Consider the following 13,721-nt stretch of genomic DNA (forward strand, 5'->3'; position numbering starts at 1 on the left):
GTTGCCTGAGCCTTGGCAGTGACTGCCTCGCGAATATTGCTCACGTCTCACCTCTCTTTCGTCATCACAGTTGGAACTCGGGCAGATGGACGATCAAACCGTCCCACGCCTCAGAGACCTGCATCTGGCAGGACAGCCGGGAGGTCGGCTGACGCTCGGGGTTCATCGCGAGCATCTCCTCTTCATTGGCCCCGGAGAGGCCGACCCGATCGGACCATTGCGGATCGACGATCACATGGCAGGTGCCGCACGCGGCTTCGCCTCCGCAGTCGCCGTCGATGCCGGGCACCGCATTGTTGGTCGCGACCCGCATCAGTGACTGACCTTCCTCGAGAGGCGCCTCATACTTCTCGCCGCCGTGGGAGACAAATGTGACAACTGCCATAGCCAGGCTCCTTGCGTGTCCTCAGTTACTTGACACAAGTCTTGCGCCAGATGAGCGCTGCGGCTATGTTCGCCGGAGTCAGAAACTTGTGATTTCGGCTCAAAGGGGCCATGGTCAGTGAACCCCAATGACGCGGGTGTGCCCCCACTCGCATTCGTGCAAATGCTCGAGAGCCCGGCGTTTGACCCAGACGCCGTCGCGCGGCTTCGCAACATCATGGCTCGCGAAGGAACCGACGAGGCGACGCTGATTCAGCGTGATATCCAGGCCCCGTTACGGTGGTTTCGTGAGGCGTACCCCGGTCTAGACATCGATCAGGCAACGCTGCTCGGATTTGCGTTAGCCGAACAGGCACAGTTGACGTCCTTCGGCCCGCTGAGTGTTCCGCTGGTCAGCGCGGGCTCAGTGGCCGAGATCGTAGAGCTGCTGACTTATCTGCCGTTGATCACGACGGCTGTCAAAGCACAGTTTCATCCAGATGACCAAGGCCTCACCGTCGGGCTCTGGGGACACACCAGCGATCGTGCCCTGGACTGCCTCGCCGTCACGTACGCCGGGTTGGCGTTGTTGCGACTGCTGGACATGCTCGTCCGTGCGGCGCCGACCCTCACACTCCACTTGAGTTGGCCAGCGCCCGCCGCCTTGAAAGATCGCGAGGACGACCTTACCGCCGGGCGCCTGTTCTTCGACGCTCCGATGTCCTTCCTCCATGTTCCCGCGGACACGCTCAACGAGGTGTGCCGGTTCTCCGATCCCGTCGCATACCGACTCGCCATCGTCGATCTGCAGCGAACTCTCGACCAGCGGAGCGAAACCACGTCGTTCTCGGAGAAGGTGAGACGGCTGCTGCAGAAGGAGCCCGGACGCCGAAGTAAACATTGGTTCGCACATGAGCTGTCGATGTCCACCAGCACACTCAAGCGGCGCCTCTCCGAAGAGGAGACCACCTTTCGCGAGTTGCGCCAAGCATTCCTGCGCGAGCGCGCGATGCTGCAGCTACTCGACCGATCCCTATCGGTGAGTGAGATCGCCACGGATCTCGGATACAGCGACCTCGCCAACTTCTCACACGCCTTCAAGCGATGGACCGGCCGCTCTCCGAGCGAGTTTCGGCTCTCACCACATTGAGCTGTCCCGGCGGGTCCGGAGATCCCGACCTTTGCGGCGTCTTTCTGCAGCGTCGCCTCTCCCCGGGTGTTCGATGAAGGCCCGAGCCTGCGCGCCGGGCAGCAGATTCACCCGGTCACACAAGCCGGCCAGATGCTCGGCCAGCACCGAATCCAATTGGCGGGCATAACCGAAAGTGAACTCCCGCAACAGCGTTCCCATCGTTGACGGGGGATACACCCGGCGGAAAAAGGGTTTTTATGCCGCCAGCGCGGACCAGGTCGACATCATCGATGTAATCCGCGCCCGCGTACATGCTCGCGATCAGGGTGGCCAGTTTCGGAGCCGGATTGGCCGACCTCGACTTGACCCTGGGAGCTGCGATGTGAATCTTGTTGGCCAACAACTCCGATAGGCCTGCCTGCTCAGCCAGCGCCATCACCGGCACCAGGCCCGCGCACGACACCAGATGTCCTCATCGAACACATCGGACCGCGGGGTGAACGTGTGGGACACTCGCGCCGGAAGTGCCGTTCTCGAACTGGACCGATTGTTGCCTGAACAATATCAATCTTCCCAGCTCAGAACGCACTTTCCTTATCCCGACACCCCGACAAACAGTCCATTGTCAGTGGATCGAGGCTAAGACCGCTCAAGTCACAGCTATCTATAACCATCGCCGAGGTAGCGGAGCGCCACCCGCGAGATCCGCGCACCCGTGGTGGCGATGTCCGCGGAGGGAAGGACGACGTGACTCACGGTGAGCCGCACCAGAACGTCTGCGACCTCCTCGACGTCTTCGGAGTCGAGATCGGCGAAGTGGTCGTGAAACCACGCGACCAAAGCCGCGGAGGAGAGCTGGAGCAGGGACGCCGATGTCGGCAGGAGAGGAAGAACGCCCGTCGTCGGCGCACCGGCGCGATCATCCCCTGAGTGGCTGGACGTCAGCACCGACTTCAGGAGCGGACTGGCTTCTGCTTCACGCAGGGTGAACCGCACCGCTGCGGTGATGCCGCCCTGAACGTCGCCGGTGTGTTCGGCGAGGATGGCGTGGATACCCTCCAGGAAGCGCTGACCCTCGGCCACCACGAGCGCGTCACCAAGTCCCTGCTTATCGCCGAACTCCTTGTATAGCGTCGGTCGGGAGACGCCGACAAGTTCGGCGACCTCACTCACTCGGACTTGTTCCCAGCCCTTCTCAATGGTGAGTTCCCGTGTCGCCCTCAAGACCTGCTCGCGGATATGTCGGCGAAACGACATCCGCGCCGAATCAGTTGGCATACGAGCAGAATAGGTGGCGAACTGGGATCTCCCGCGCAGCCCGACGACTGGCGTCAAACGGTACGGTCGAGAAAGTCGACGACCGCCGTCGAGAATGCGTCGTTGTTGTCGCCAGCAACCATGTGGCCCGCGCCCGACACGTCAACGGTTTGCGCGTGGGGAACCAAGGTGAGGAAATCCTTCACTGTCTCTTCGGAGACTATGTCCGACAGCAGGCCGCGGACCAGCAGCGCCGGCGCGGACACCTGTCGCGCGCCATCGACAAGGAATGCGCTCATCATCTCGAACTCCTCTGCGCCGTCGTCTGAATCACTCTGCAGGAACTGAAAATTCGACGTCGCAAACGCCGGATCCCATCGCCAGGCCCAGCGACCGTCTCCACGTCGGCGGAGGACTTTTTGAAGGCCGTCGACGTTTTCGGGGCGAGGGCGGTGCGGGTTGTAGGCGGCGATCACGTCAGCGGCCGACTCTAGGCTGTCGAAACCTTCGGGATGGGCCGACATGAACGATAGGACTCGGCGGGCGCCGTGCATCTGCATTCGCGGAGTGATGTCAACCAGGACGACGGCCTGCCATAGCTCCGATGGGGCGAGCAAGTGCGTGCCGAGGATGGTCAAACCGCCCAACGATGCCCCGATCGCGGCAACTGGGCGGGCGGAGCCGGCGTACGCGCGCACGGCCAACAGGTCGGACCCCAGCCGTTCGATGTCATAGCGTCCGTCTGGATCCCAGTCGCTGTCACCATGTCCCCTTGCGTCGTAGGCGGCAACGGTGTAGCCCCGCTGATGCAATCGTTGGGCGGTGACATCCCAGGCGTGCCGGCTCTGACCACCGCCGTGAAGGAGCAACACGACCGCCCGCGGTCCGTCACAGCGGTAGAAGTCGACCGCCAGCGAGAGCCCATCCACCGTGGGCACGCGCTCGACGACAGGAGCGGACGAATCATGTGCTCTGTTTGCAGACATCAAGAGATGGCCTTCGGTGCGACGACGGTGACGGTGCCCTGCGCCGCACACACCGCTCTGCCGTCGTTGCAGATGTCGATACGTGCCACACCGCTGGTTCTGCCCAGCGAGATGATCTCAGCCGTGGCTACACAGGTTCCGCTGGAGACTGGACGAAGCAAATTCAGTTTGAACTCCGTCGTCGCGACCCAGGATCCCATCGGAATCACGGGATAAAACACCACTCCAAGGCAATGGTCGACCATGGCCGACAAGCAGCCGCCATGCAAGTTGCCGAAAGGCGTCTTCAGGTCGTCGCGTGCGTCCATCTCCGCGACGAGCCGTCCAGCAGTGAATTCAGTGTGCCGGAAGCCGAGGTAACCGGCCAGCCCGCCCGTGGTTTCTGCTGCGCTCTGCAGTTGTTCAGCGACCTGCTGGTTGAACGCGGTGAACTGCACAGACATGTCCGGCCTCCTACCTCAGCTGTGGTTGAGACATTACGCCTTGTCTGTCACATCGGTCGACAATGGTCGCTCGCCAGGATTGCGGGAAGGAGAAACCTTGAAAGAAATGTCCGGAGCCCGTCACGACTGCGCTCCCGCGGTCCTCGAACAGTCAGCAGGCTCAGTATCGTGCGGAGAACCCACTCGGCGGCGTCGTCGACGGAGACGCCCGGTTCTACGTAACTCCAGTGTCTCCTGAAGATGGGACGGAGAAACTCGGTGACGAGTTCGAAGAGTGACGTCGAGGTCCCCGCCGCGAGGCCAACGCCGGCGAGTTCCTCGTCGCTGCCGAACAACAATCCGATGATCTCTTCGCGGCGCGCGGCCTCAACTGTGTATTCCACGAAATCGACGAGAGCGGAGCCCAGATCGGTGTGCTCCGCGATCCGGGGGTTGATGCGATCGAGATAGCGCTCGGCGGCGCGAATGATGACGCCCGACATCACCGCCTCCCGATTAGGGAAGTAGCGATACACCGTTGCCCTGGAGACACCCGCTGTTCTGCCGATGTCCTCCATGGTCGTGCCTACCACGCCGCAACTCTCTAGGCACCGCTCGGCAGCATCTAGCAATCGGTCGCGAGCGGAATCACGATCTGACGGCGCGGCGGCACCCCATCGCACCAACTTCGTCGACACAACAGCCAGTATGCCGCGGGCGCACACCATTGTGGCTTGACTGCAGATATGACACCATCGCATTCGTGTCTCACAACAGCCCGTGGCCCTGAGCGAGTGATCGATTGTCGGTAGAAGCGCGTACTCCGGTGGCGGTCGGCGTAGGCGAAGTCACCCATCGCGGGGACGACGTCGTCACCGGCCTCGGTTGGTATTCGACGAAACATTCGGTCGGTGTGTGGTCGGCCACCCCTCCACCAACCGGGTGGCGACTGATCGACACGGCAGACGAACAAACTCCGATCGATTCATCGCGGCTGGCCGTCGCAGGCGTCGACGAGGCGACCGGTCGCGCGACAGTGGACGGGTACACGGTCGAATACGACCGAGACGGGCGACCTCGATGGACACCGACCATCGCGCACCTGTCCGACGGGCGAAGAGTCGTCGCACGCAGCGACGATCCGCAGATTGCCGAGGCGATGGCGGGCGAGATGTACGTTGGCAGAACGGTTTGCCTCCGAAACACAGGGTCGTCCACGGGATTCGAGCTTCCATGATCGCCGAGGCCATGGTGTTGACCGGACCGCGGAATCTGGAGCGGCGCCAGATGACCATCCCCGACGTCGGTGACCGCGGTGCGATCCTGCGAGTTGAAGCATGTGGTCTATGCGGTACAGATCACGAACAATTCACCGGACACCTGCCTGCCGGCTTCTCATTCGTTCCAGGTCACGAAATCGTCGGCATCGTCGAACATGTCGGCAATGCGGCCAGCGAACGCTGGTGCGTCCGGGCCGGCCAGCGCGTGGCCGTCGAGGTGTTCCGGTCCTGCCGAGACTGCCCGGAGTGTCGCCGCGGCGAATACCGGCGATGTGCGGTGAACGGCATCGCCACCATGTTCGGGTTCGTCGACGTGGAGATCGGCGCCGGGTTATGGGGCGGATACGCCACCCATGTGGAGCTTCCGTGGGACGCGATGCTACTCCCGATTGCCGAAGACATGGACCCCGTTCTCGCCACGTTGTTCAACCCTCTCGGGGCCGGTATCCAATGGGGGAAAACTCTTCCCGACACCAAGGCGGGGGGTATCGTAGCGATACTGGGACCGGGCATCCGCGGGATCTGCGCGGCGGTGGCGGCGAAAGAGGCGGGAGCCGCTTTCGTCGCGATGACCGGCATCGGTCCACGCGACGATCAGCGACTGGCCATAGCCAGATCATTCGGTGTCGACCTGCCCATCGACGTATCGCAGGACGATGCAGTGACAGCGCTCCAGCGTGAGACAGGCGGACAGCTTGCCGACGTGGTCATCGATGTCACCGCCAAAGCACCCTCCGCGTTCGCCGACGCCGTCGCCCTTGCCAGGCCTGGCGGCAGGGTCGTGGTTGCTGGCACCCGCGGCGGAGGCGGCGCGCCCGGCTTTGAACCAGACACGCTGGTGTATAAGGAATTACACATCGCCGGTGCACTCGGCGTGGAGTATCCCGCCTACCGGGCAGCCCTCGAGATTCTGGCCACGCGCCGCTGGCCGTTCGACCGGATCACAAGAGAATCAACCGGATTCGCTGGTCTCGCGCCGCTGCTCAGTTCGCTTGCAGATGAAAATGCCAAATCGAGTGCGGCCCTGCACAACGTCTTCGTGCCCACGCCCTCACAGCATGCGGAGCTTCAACAGAGGAAGGTCACACGTGACGAGAACGGAACGCGTACCGATGCTCGACCTTGAGCAGGCCCGGCTGCGGGCTGCCGAGTGTGGGCTGCCCGCAGAGATGGCAGAACTGTCAGTATTTCGCGTGGCACTTCACCAGCCGAGCCTCGCAGTGGCCCTGTACGGAATGCTTGAGGCGCTGCTATTTAACGGTGTGCTCGACGCCCGGCTACGCGAATTGATCATCATGCGCATCGGCTGGGTAACGGGGTCGGTATATGAGTGGACACAGCATTGGCGAATCGCGACGCTGCTCGGTGTGGCTTCGGATGACCTTCTGGCGGTGCGTGACTGGCAGAGTTCCAATCGTCTGGGCCATGCCGAGCGTGCGGTCCTGGCGGCGACCGATGATGTGGTACGTGACGGGGTCATTGCCGAGGAAAACTGGGCCGCGTGCCACAAGGCATTCAATGGCGATCACGCGGTTTTGGTCGAACTTGTCGGAGCGATCGCCAATTGGCGGCTCTTTTCGATCCTGCTTCGATCCTTGAATATTCCGCTTGAGTCGGGTACCGACTCCTGGCCGCCCGATGGGCGAGCCCCTCGACGTGACGATTGAGTAAAAACGGTTGTTCAGCAATCGCACCCAAGTTGAAGCTCGGTTACCCCTTATGTTCCTAGTCAGTTGTGGGCTATTGAATTTCAAACGGGTAGTTGTGATTTCGGTCTCTTAGCCACGGTCTCGGGGTAATGCCACCAACTGGACATGTGGAGCCAACTGTTCTGGGACGCCTACACCAGCTTGAAGCACGCTCCGTCATACGAATACGATCCAAGGGATGTCGAGGTTCTTCGCGACTCAGGCCAACTGTTACTACTGGGAGAGTCGTTCAATCGGGTCGCTGGCAACAGAACGCCAATGAAGGCGATCGTCGGCAGTCACCGCACACAGCACCTCACGCAGAGAATTCAAGAGCCCGCTGCTGCAAGCTAGACCCGGCGTCCGACACCGAGGCGCTGCCGTCTTCATACAGCTGACCACGAACGCCAGCCGCGCCGAAGTCCCACCGGGGACGGCAAACACCTTCCGCCGCAACACCTTCGGATGCAGCTTGGACGGAAGGCCACCAGCCACCATAATATCGACCGTCTCGGCGTCGCCAGCACCGCGGACGAATCGGTGTACCGGCCCGTTGCCACCTCGCCTCCGGCTTGCGCGGGTCAATCTCTCAGGTCGTCGTTGCCACACTCAGAAGTGACATGTACAAATCACGGTTCAGCGAGTGTACAGTTCACGGTGTGGAGGTATCCGTGACCGAGTTGCGCGCGCACCTTAGCGATTGGCTCGATCGAGTTCGGGCTGGTGATGAGGTCGTCATCACCGACCGCGGGATTCCGGTCGCGCGACTCGCTGCGCTGGACAGCGCAGGCACCTTGGAGCGTCTCACGGCCGAAGGCGTGATTGCCAGGGCCACCGCGCAGCGGCCCGTCGCTGCGGGACGGTCCCGGCCCCGACCGCGGCGGCCGGTGTCTGACCAGGTCAGCGACCAGCGGCGCTGACCGGTGCCGCTCGTCTACTTCGACGCCAGCGCCTTCGTTAAACTTCTCACCACCGAGACAGGAAGCTCGCTGGCATCCGCGCTGTGGGACGGCTGCGACGCCGCATTGTCCAGCCGCCTGGCCTACCCCGAAGTCCGCGCCGCACTCGCTGCAGCAGCCCGCAATCACGACCTAACCGAATCCGAGCTCGCCGACGCCGAGCGTGACTGGGAGGACTTCTGGGCCGCCACCCGCCCAATCGAACTCACCGCCACGGTTGAACAGCACGCCGGCCGCCTCGCCCGCGCCCATGCCTTGCGCGAAGCCGACGCTGTCCATCTGGCCAGCGCGTTGGCAGTCGGCGAACCCGGCCTGATCGTCGCCGTTTGGGACCGACGCCTGCACGCCGGAGCCCAAGCCGCCGGGTGCCGACTCGCCCCCGCCCAACTCGACCCCTAATCCGACCGCTCGACGTCAGAGGTGGGTCGACCCCGGCATGGATGACGATCAGGTACCGATTCGCCAGGTCAGAACCCGTGTCGTAAGTGGCCAAGTCCCCCCTCGGACACCCAAGTGACACGGCCCGTTGCCGGGTCTGCGCCGGCGGCGTTGAGATTGCGCGGAGGGCTGCTTTTCTCGACGATTGACAACCCTCACCGCAAACTCGACGCGGAAGGCGCCGCAAACTCGACGCCAAAGGCCCCGCAGCCGCAGGCTCGATTCCAAACGTGCCCGGGCCGTAGGCTTAAGAACCTGCAGTCGGGAGTGTCACATGACCCCAGCCAGGGGCTTTCTCCGGCGGATGCCGGCGCGCAGATATCGCGACCGCCGTGAAGCCGGTCGCGTGCTCGCGGCCGAGCTCGCGCACTACCGCGGCAACCCCGGCTTGCTGGTGCTCGGTCTGGCCCGCGGTGGCGTGCCCGTCGCGTGGGAGGTCGCCGCGGCGCTGGGCGCCGATCTGGACGTGTTTCTGGTGCGCAAGCTCGGCGTCCCGCGCTGGCCCGAACTGGCGATGGGCGCGCTGGCCAGCGGCGGCCGGGTGGTGATGAACGACGACGTGGTGTCCAACCTGCACATCAGCGAGGACCAGGTGCGCTCGGTCATCGACAGCGAGACGACCGAACTACGCCGGCGCGAACTCGCCTACCGCGGCGACAGGCCGGAAGCCGACCTGCGTGGTCGCACCGTCATGCTCGTCGACGACGGCATCGCCACGGGAGCCAGCATGCTGGCCGCGGTGCGGGCGGTACGCGCCGCCGGGGCGCGGTCGGTGGTGGTCGCGGTGCCGGTGGGACCCCGCACGGCCTGCCGCCAACTCGCCGCCGAAGCCGATGATGTGGTGTGCGCGACGATGCCGGTGGACTTCGACGCCGTCGGGCAGGTTTACGCCGATTTCCATCAAGTCACCGACGATGAGGTGCGCACGCTGCTGGCCACCCCGGCCGGCGACGTCCCGCGGCGCTGAGCAGGCGCTACTTCTTGGAATTCTCGTCGACGCCCGCAGCGTCGGCGGGCTCGGAGGCGGGGTCGGCGGCCGGTTCCTCAGCAGCGTCGGCCTCGTCGGGATAGTCGACGGCGTCGAGGGGTTCGCCGTCGTCCTCGTCCTCGTCCGTCGCGTCCTTCTCGTCCCCGCTCGCGTCGCGCTGCTGGCGCTCCCGTACCGCGTCAACGATCAGCAGGATGACGCCGAGCACACTGGCGCCGATACACACCCACGCCACCAGAACGTTGCTGGTCACCACCGCGAATACCAGGGCGACAAGCCCGATCAGGGCTAATACGAGCGCAATGATCAGCATTGGTCATCCTCCGGCCGCCTCGGTGCGACTGCCCAACCTACCAGGGCCGACGGTGCCGGAGCGGCACCCCGCACGTGTCCTGCCCCCCGCAGTGCGTCAGTTGCCTCGGTTGAACTGGTCGAACCCACCCGAATCGGCGCTGGAGTCGACCGGAGCCGCGGACCCGCGCTGGCCGAGCTCTTCGAGCTGGGATTCCAGGTACGTCTTGAGACGGGTGCGGTACTCGCGTTCGAACGTCCGCAGCTGCTCGAGCCGGCCTTCCAGGACCGTGCGCTGCTGATTGATGGTCCCCATGATCTCGGAATGCTTGCGCTCGGCGTCGGCCTGCAGGGCGTCGGCCTTCTCCTGCGCCTGGCGCAGCTGCGTCTCCGACCGCGACGTGGCGTCGGCGAGCATCGCGTCGGCCCGCTGGCGAGCCTCCGCGACCGTGGTCTCGGCGGTGTGGCGAGCCTCGCTGAGGATCTGGTCGGCGTTGGCGCGGGCGTCGGACAGCATCTTGTCCGATTCCGCCTTGGCCGTGCTGGTCAACCGGTCAGCGGTGTCCTGAGCCAGGCTGAGCACCCGCGCGGCCTTCATGGCCTGTTCCTCGTTGCTGCTGCTCGACGGCGCCGCAGCCGGGGCCGCCACCGGGGCGGGCTTGACCGGCTCGGGCTCGGGCTCGAACGTCGGGACGGGCTGGGCAACCGTAGGCGCGGCGGCACCCCCACCACCGCCGGCGGCCAGTTCCTGGTCCAACTCGGCGATCCGCTGACGCAGATCGGAGTTCTCCTCGATCAGCCGGGTCAGCTCGTTTTCCACCAGGTCGAGGAAGGCGTCAACTTCATCTTCGTTGTACCCGCGTTTGCCGATGGGCGGCTTACTGAACGCCACATTGTGGACGTCGGCAGGTGTAAGCGGCATTCTTTGTCCCCTCAAAGTTCCTGGACGGTCAAGCGATCTGGAGAGTCTAAAACGGTGCGGTAGCCGTCTGGCAACTGCCGCCCATCCTGTCACACCAGACTCGGCGGTTGCCGATTGGACTAATAAATAAGGAGCAATTTCAATCTCTAAGGCAAATAAATCACATTTCTTAGATGAGAAAAATCGCGCGCATCACACTTGTCGCCGAATCGTGGCCGAACCGTCTCCTAGCTACATCCGGTCTGTGGCGAGCGGCCGCTACGCCGCAGCGCTGAACGCCAACTGCATCCCGATGAATGCCACGAGCAACAACACCAGGATGGACAGGTCCAATCGGACGGCGCCGATGGTGATCTGCGGGATCAGCCGCCGCAGCAACTTCACCGGTGGATCGGTGATCGACATGATGATCTCCAGGATCACCACCGTCACCCCCGTCGGCCGCCAGTCCCTGCTGAACGAGCGGATCCACTCGATGACGACCCGCGCGATGAGCAACAGCCAAAAGGTGAACAGCGCAAAACCAAGGATCTGAAAGAACAGCACCAACGAGAGCCCGACCTTCACGATGACGATGAGAGGAATGTCCGTCGCCGCCGCAGCGGCACCAGCAAGCCTACCGACCCGACCCCGGCGCCCACATCGCAAGGGACGCCCGAGATGCGCTCAGCCCGGTCGGCCACCGAGTGACCTACCGGGCTGTGCAGCGGAGATTTCGCCTATTGGTAAGCGTAGAAACCGGTTTCGGCGATGCGGCGACGCTCCTCCGGGGACACGTCGACATCGGCGGGCGACAACAGGAACACCTTGGTGGCCACCTTGTCGAACGAACCGCGCAGCGCGAACGCCAGGCCGGCGGCGAAGTCGACCAGTCGCTTGGCGTCGGCGTTGTCCATCGACACCAGGTCCATGATGACCGGGGTCCCGTCGCGGAACCGCTCGCCGATGGTGCGCGCCTCGCTGTAGTCCTTGGGACGCAGCGTGGTGATCTTGGACAGCGGGTGGCCGTCCTCGAACATCATCGCCATGCGGCGCGGGTCCATCGCCAGCGCACCACGCGTGGAGCCCCGCAGCCATGACCCCAGCCGCGGCCGGGCCATGTCGGGCCGGTCGAACTCGCGCGGCTGGAACCGCGACTCGTCGGGGTAGCCGCCGCGGTAGCTGCTGGGCGGCGGGTAGTCGGCGGGCTCGCCCCGCAGCTCCCCGCGGATGTCACCGCGCGGGTCGCGGCGAGGCTCGTCGTATTCCCGATCGCGCCCTTCATAACGGCCGTATTCGTCGTCGAATCGGGGCCGTGAATAACCCCGGGACGGCGTGCGGTCGTCGTAATACTCGTCGTCGTAATCCTCCATCGGAGCCATACCGAAGTAGGCCTTGACCTTGTGGAGAGTGCTCATCGTGCGACCCCTTCTAGCCTGGGACATTTGTTGTTTGTGATGAAGGTGTGACTCGAGTGACTATTCACGGTGACCGTAACCGCCGTTCGCCCATAAGCGCGGTACCGACACGCACACACGTCGATCCATGTTTGACGGCGATTTCCAGATCGCCCGACATGCCGGCCGACAACCCCGCCGCGTTGGGGAACGCCTGGCGCACCCGGCAGTGCTCGGATTGCAGCAGCTCAAAGGCCTGTTCGGGGTCCCAGTCCAGCGGCGGAACGCCCATCAAGCCGACCAGTTCCAGACCCTCGGCGCCCTCCACCTGTTCGCAGACCCGATCCAGCGCGCCGGACTCGCCGATATCGACCCCGCCGCGCGACACGTCGCCGTCCAGACTGACCTGAACGTAGACCCGCAGCGGTGCGCTGCGGCGCTGCTCGGCCAGGGCGCCGGTTACCGCCCGCTCCAGCGCGGTCACCAACTGCCCGCTGTCGATCGAGTGGGCGGTGTGCGCCCAACGGGCCAGCGCTTTGGCCTTCTTGCGCTGGATCTGGCCGACCATGTGCCACTGCATATCCCGGGCTTCCCCGCCCCGGGCCGCACCCAGCAACCGTGCCACCTCTTTCACCTTCGCCGATGCTTCCTGCTCCCGCGACTCGCCCACGGCCCGGACTCCCAATCGGGCCAGGATCGCCACGTCGGACGCCGGGAAGAATTTGGTGATCGGCAGCAGTTCGATCTCGCCGACGTTGCGGCCGGCCGCCTCCGCAGCCGCCGCAAGGCGGGAACGCACCGAGGCCAAGGCGCGGGTCAATTCCGATTGGCGCTCGCCCTGGGCCGCCGCTGTCTCGGTCATCGTGGTGCTTCCATCCAGACCAGAGACGCCAGCCGGCCGGTCGGCGCGTCGCGCCGATGACTGAACAATGCCGGGTCGGCCGCGGTGCAGCGCGGATCGGCCTCGATGGAGGTCACCCCCATCCGGCGCAGTTGCCCGGCGATGCCGACGCGAAGATCCAGACCCGCGGTGCCTGCGGGGGTCTTGGTGCGACTGCCGGGCAGGACGGCTTCGACCTCCGCGGCCATCGCCTCGGGCACCTCGTAATTGGGACCGCTGACCGCGGGGCCCAGTAGCGCCGAGATGTCACCGACCTGGGCGCCCAACTCCAGCATCGCCTCGACCGTGCGGGCGACCACGCCGTGCTGGGCCCCGACCCGACCGGCGTGCACCGCGCCGACGACACCGGCGCGTGCGTCGGCGAGCAACACCGGCACACAGTCGGCCGTCACCACGGCCAACGCCAATCCCGTTGTCGCCGTAACCATTCCATCGGTGTCTGGCAGCGCTGTGCGCTGCGGCCCGTCGACCACCTCGACGTGGGTGCCGTGCACCTGGTTCATCCACAACACCCGGTCGCCGGGCAGGCCGATGGCTTTGGCCAGTCGGGACCGGTTGGCCCGCACGGCGCCGGGGTCGTCACCGACATGGTCGCCGAGGTTGAAAGTGTCGAACGGCGGTTTCGACACGCCGCCCGCCCGGGTGGTGGTCACCCGACGGATCCGAACGCTCACGTCCCCAGTATCTGGATGGTGTTGCCTGTCAGGCTGCATCGACG

Annotated in this window: 15 protein-coding genes and 4 pseudogenes; 7 read left to right on the forward strand and 12 right to left on the reverse strand. The window is 64.6% G+C overall.

Annotation, left to right across the window (positions count from 1 at the left end):
• Nucleotides 1-64: 64 nt before the first annotated feature.
• Nucleotides 65-385 (reverse strand): 2Fe-2S iron-sulfur cluster-binding protein, encoded by a 321-nt coding sequence (locus tag C0J29_RS17920; RefSeq protein WP_012394830.1) that lies wholly within the window; start codon nucleotides 383-385, stop codon nucleotides 65-67.
• 162 nt (nucleotides 386-547) lie between these two features.
• Between C0J29_RS17920 and C0J29_RS17925 the strand changes: the two genes are divergently transcribed.
• A complete protein-coding gene (locus C0J29_RS17925; RefSeq protein WP_046188922.1) occupies nucleotides 548-1,513 on the forward strand; it encodes a helix-turn-helix transcriptional regulator in 966 nt (321 codons plus the stop codon).
• Between the two features lie 69 nt (nucleotides 1,514-1,582).
• Here the strand turns inward: C0J29_RS17925 and C0J29_RS17930 are convergent.
• From C0J29_RS17930 to C0J29_RS17950, 5 genes and pseudogenes are all read right to left on the reverse strand, one after another.
• Nucleotides 1,583-2,008, reverse strand: a pseudogene (locus C0J29_RS17930) (IS1380 family transposase); the annotation flags it as partial.
• A gap of 147 nt (nucleotides 2,009-2,155) precedes the next feature.
• On the reverse strand, nucleotides 2,156-2,734 hold the full coding sequence (locus C0J29_RS17935) for a TetR/AcrR family transcriptional regulator (protein WP_174814903.1): 579 nt from the start codon (nucleotides 2,732-2,734) through the stop codon (nucleotides 2,156-2,158).
• Nucleotides 2,735-2,826: 92 nt separating this feature from the next.
• Nucleotides 2,827-3,738, reverse strand: coding sequence for an alpha/beta fold hydrolase (locus C0J29_RS17940; RefSeq protein ID WP_012394833.1), 912 nt, complete (start codon nucleotides 3,736-3,738; stop codon nucleotides 2,827-2,829).
• A complete protein-coding gene (locus tag C0J29_RS17945; RefSeq protein ID WP_041325313.1) occupies nucleotides 3,738-4,175 on the reverse strand; it encodes a PaaI family thioesterase in 438 nt (145 codons plus the stop codon). Before C0J29_RS17945 ends, C0J29_RS17940 begins: the two co-directional genes overlap by 1 nt.
• Nucleotides 4,176-4,228: 53 nt before the next feature.
• Nucleotides 4,229-4,753 carry a TetR/AcrR family transcriptional regulator gene (locus C0J29_RS17950; RefSeq protein ID WP_008256180.1) on the reverse strand — a complete coding sequence of 175 codons (525 nt, stop codon included), beginning with the start codon at nucleotides 4,751-4,753 and terminating at the stop codon, nucleotides 4,229-4,231.
• A 275-nt stretch (nucleotides 4,754-5,028) separates the two neighbouring features.
• On the opposite strand from C0J29_RS17950, the pseudogene C0J29_RS17955 reads away from it, so the two are divergent.
• The 6 genes and pseudogenes from C0J29_RS17955 to C0J29_RS17985 all read left to right on the forward strand — a co-directional run.
• A pseudogene (locus tag C0J29_RS17955) lies at nucleotides 5,029-5,397 on the forward strand (hypothetical protein); the annotation flags it as partial.
• Nucleotides 5,394-6,566: a zinc-dependent alcohol dehydrogenase gene (locus C0J29_RS17960; protein ID WP_012394837.1), complete on the forward strand. Its 1,173-nt coding sequence runs from the start codon at nucleotides 5,394-5,396 to the stop codon at nucleotides 6,564-6,566. The pseudogene C0J29_RS17955 and the gene C0J29_RS17960, both read left to right, overlap by 4 nt.
• Complete coding sequence (locus tag C0J29_RS17965; protein ID WP_012394838.1) at nucleotides 6,529-7,107, forward strand: carboxymuconolactone decarboxylase family protein; 579 nt, start codon at nucleotides 6,529-6,531, stop codon at nucleotides 7,105-7,107. The genes C0J29_RS17960 and C0J29_RS17965 overlap by 38 nt, the downstream gene beginning before the upstream one ends.
• A gap of 486 nt (nucleotides 7,108-7,593) precedes the next feature.
• Nucleotides 7,594-8,048 (forward strand): annotated as a pseudogene (locus C0J29_RS33830) (type II toxin-antitoxin system Phd/YefM family antitoxin).
• A 3-nt stretch (nucleotides 8,049-8,051) separates the two neighbouring features.
• A complete protein-coding gene (locus tag C0J29_RS17980; RefSeq protein ID WP_012394840.1) occupies nucleotides 8,052-8,486 on the forward strand; it encodes a type II toxin-antitoxin system VapC family toxin in 435 nt (144 codons plus the stop codon).
• A gap of 313 nt (nucleotides 8,487-8,799) precedes the next feature.
• A pseudogene (locus C0J29_RS17985) lies at nucleotides 8,800-9,492 on the forward strand (phosphoribosyltransferase); the annotation flags it as partial.
• A 7-nt stretch (nucleotides 9,493-9,499) separates the two neighbouring features.
• On the opposite strand, the gene C0J29_RS17990 reads toward C0J29_RS17985, so the two are convergent.
• The 6 genes from C0J29_RS17990 to pgeF form a co-directional block, all read right to left on the reverse strand.
• Nucleotides 9,500-9,826, reverse strand: a complete 327-nt coding sequence (locus C0J29_RS17990; protein ID WP_065164030.1) for a hypothetical protein — start codon at nucleotides 9,824-9,826, stop codon at nucleotides 9,500-9,502.
• Nucleotides 9,827-9,922: 96 nt separating this feature from the next.
• A complete protein-coding gene (wag31, locus tag C0J29_RS17995; RefSeq protein WP_065047782.1) occupies nucleotides 9,923-10,726 on the reverse strand; it encodes a DivIVA-like cell division protein Wag31 in 804 nt (267 codons plus the stop codon).
• Between the two features lie 258 nt (nucleotides 10,727-10,984).
• Nucleotides 10,985-11,275, reverse strand: coding sequence for a YggT family protein (locus tag C0J29_RS18000; protein ID WP_065047802.1), 291 nt, complete (start codon nucleotides 11,273-11,275; stop codon nucleotides 10,985-10,987).
• A 170-nt stretch (nucleotides 11,276-11,445) separates the two neighbouring features.
• The gene (locus C0J29_RS18005; RefSeq protein WP_065047784.1) at nucleotides 11,446-12,123 is read right to left on the reverse strand and encodes a cell division protein SepF; all 678 of its coding nucleotides are present in this window, start codon (nucleotides 12,121-12,123) and stop codon (nucleotides 11,446-11,448) included.
• A gap of 64 nt (nucleotides 12,124-12,187) precedes the next feature.
• Nucleotides 12,188-12,964 (reverse strand): YggS family pyridoxal phosphate-dependent enzyme, encoded by a 777-nt coding sequence (locus tag C0J29_RS18010; protein ID WP_120793116.1) that lies wholly within the window; start codon nucleotides 12,962-12,964, stop codon nucleotides 12,188-12,190.
• Entirely contained in the window at nucleotides 12,961-13,677 is a 717-nt protein-coding gene (gene pgeF / locus C0J29_RS18015; RefSeq protein ID WP_197748212.1) for a peptidoglycan editing factor PgeF, read from the reverse strand. Before pgeF ends, C0J29_RS18010 begins: the two co-directional genes overlap by 4 nt.
• Nucleotides 13,678-13,721: the final 44 nt, after the last annotated feature.

Origin of the sequence: Mycobacterium paragordonae (assembly GCF_003614435.1) — a bacterium.
GTDB lineage: Bacteria > Actinomycetota > Actinomycetes > Mycobacteriales > Mycobacteriaceae > Mycobacterium > Mycobacterium paragordonae.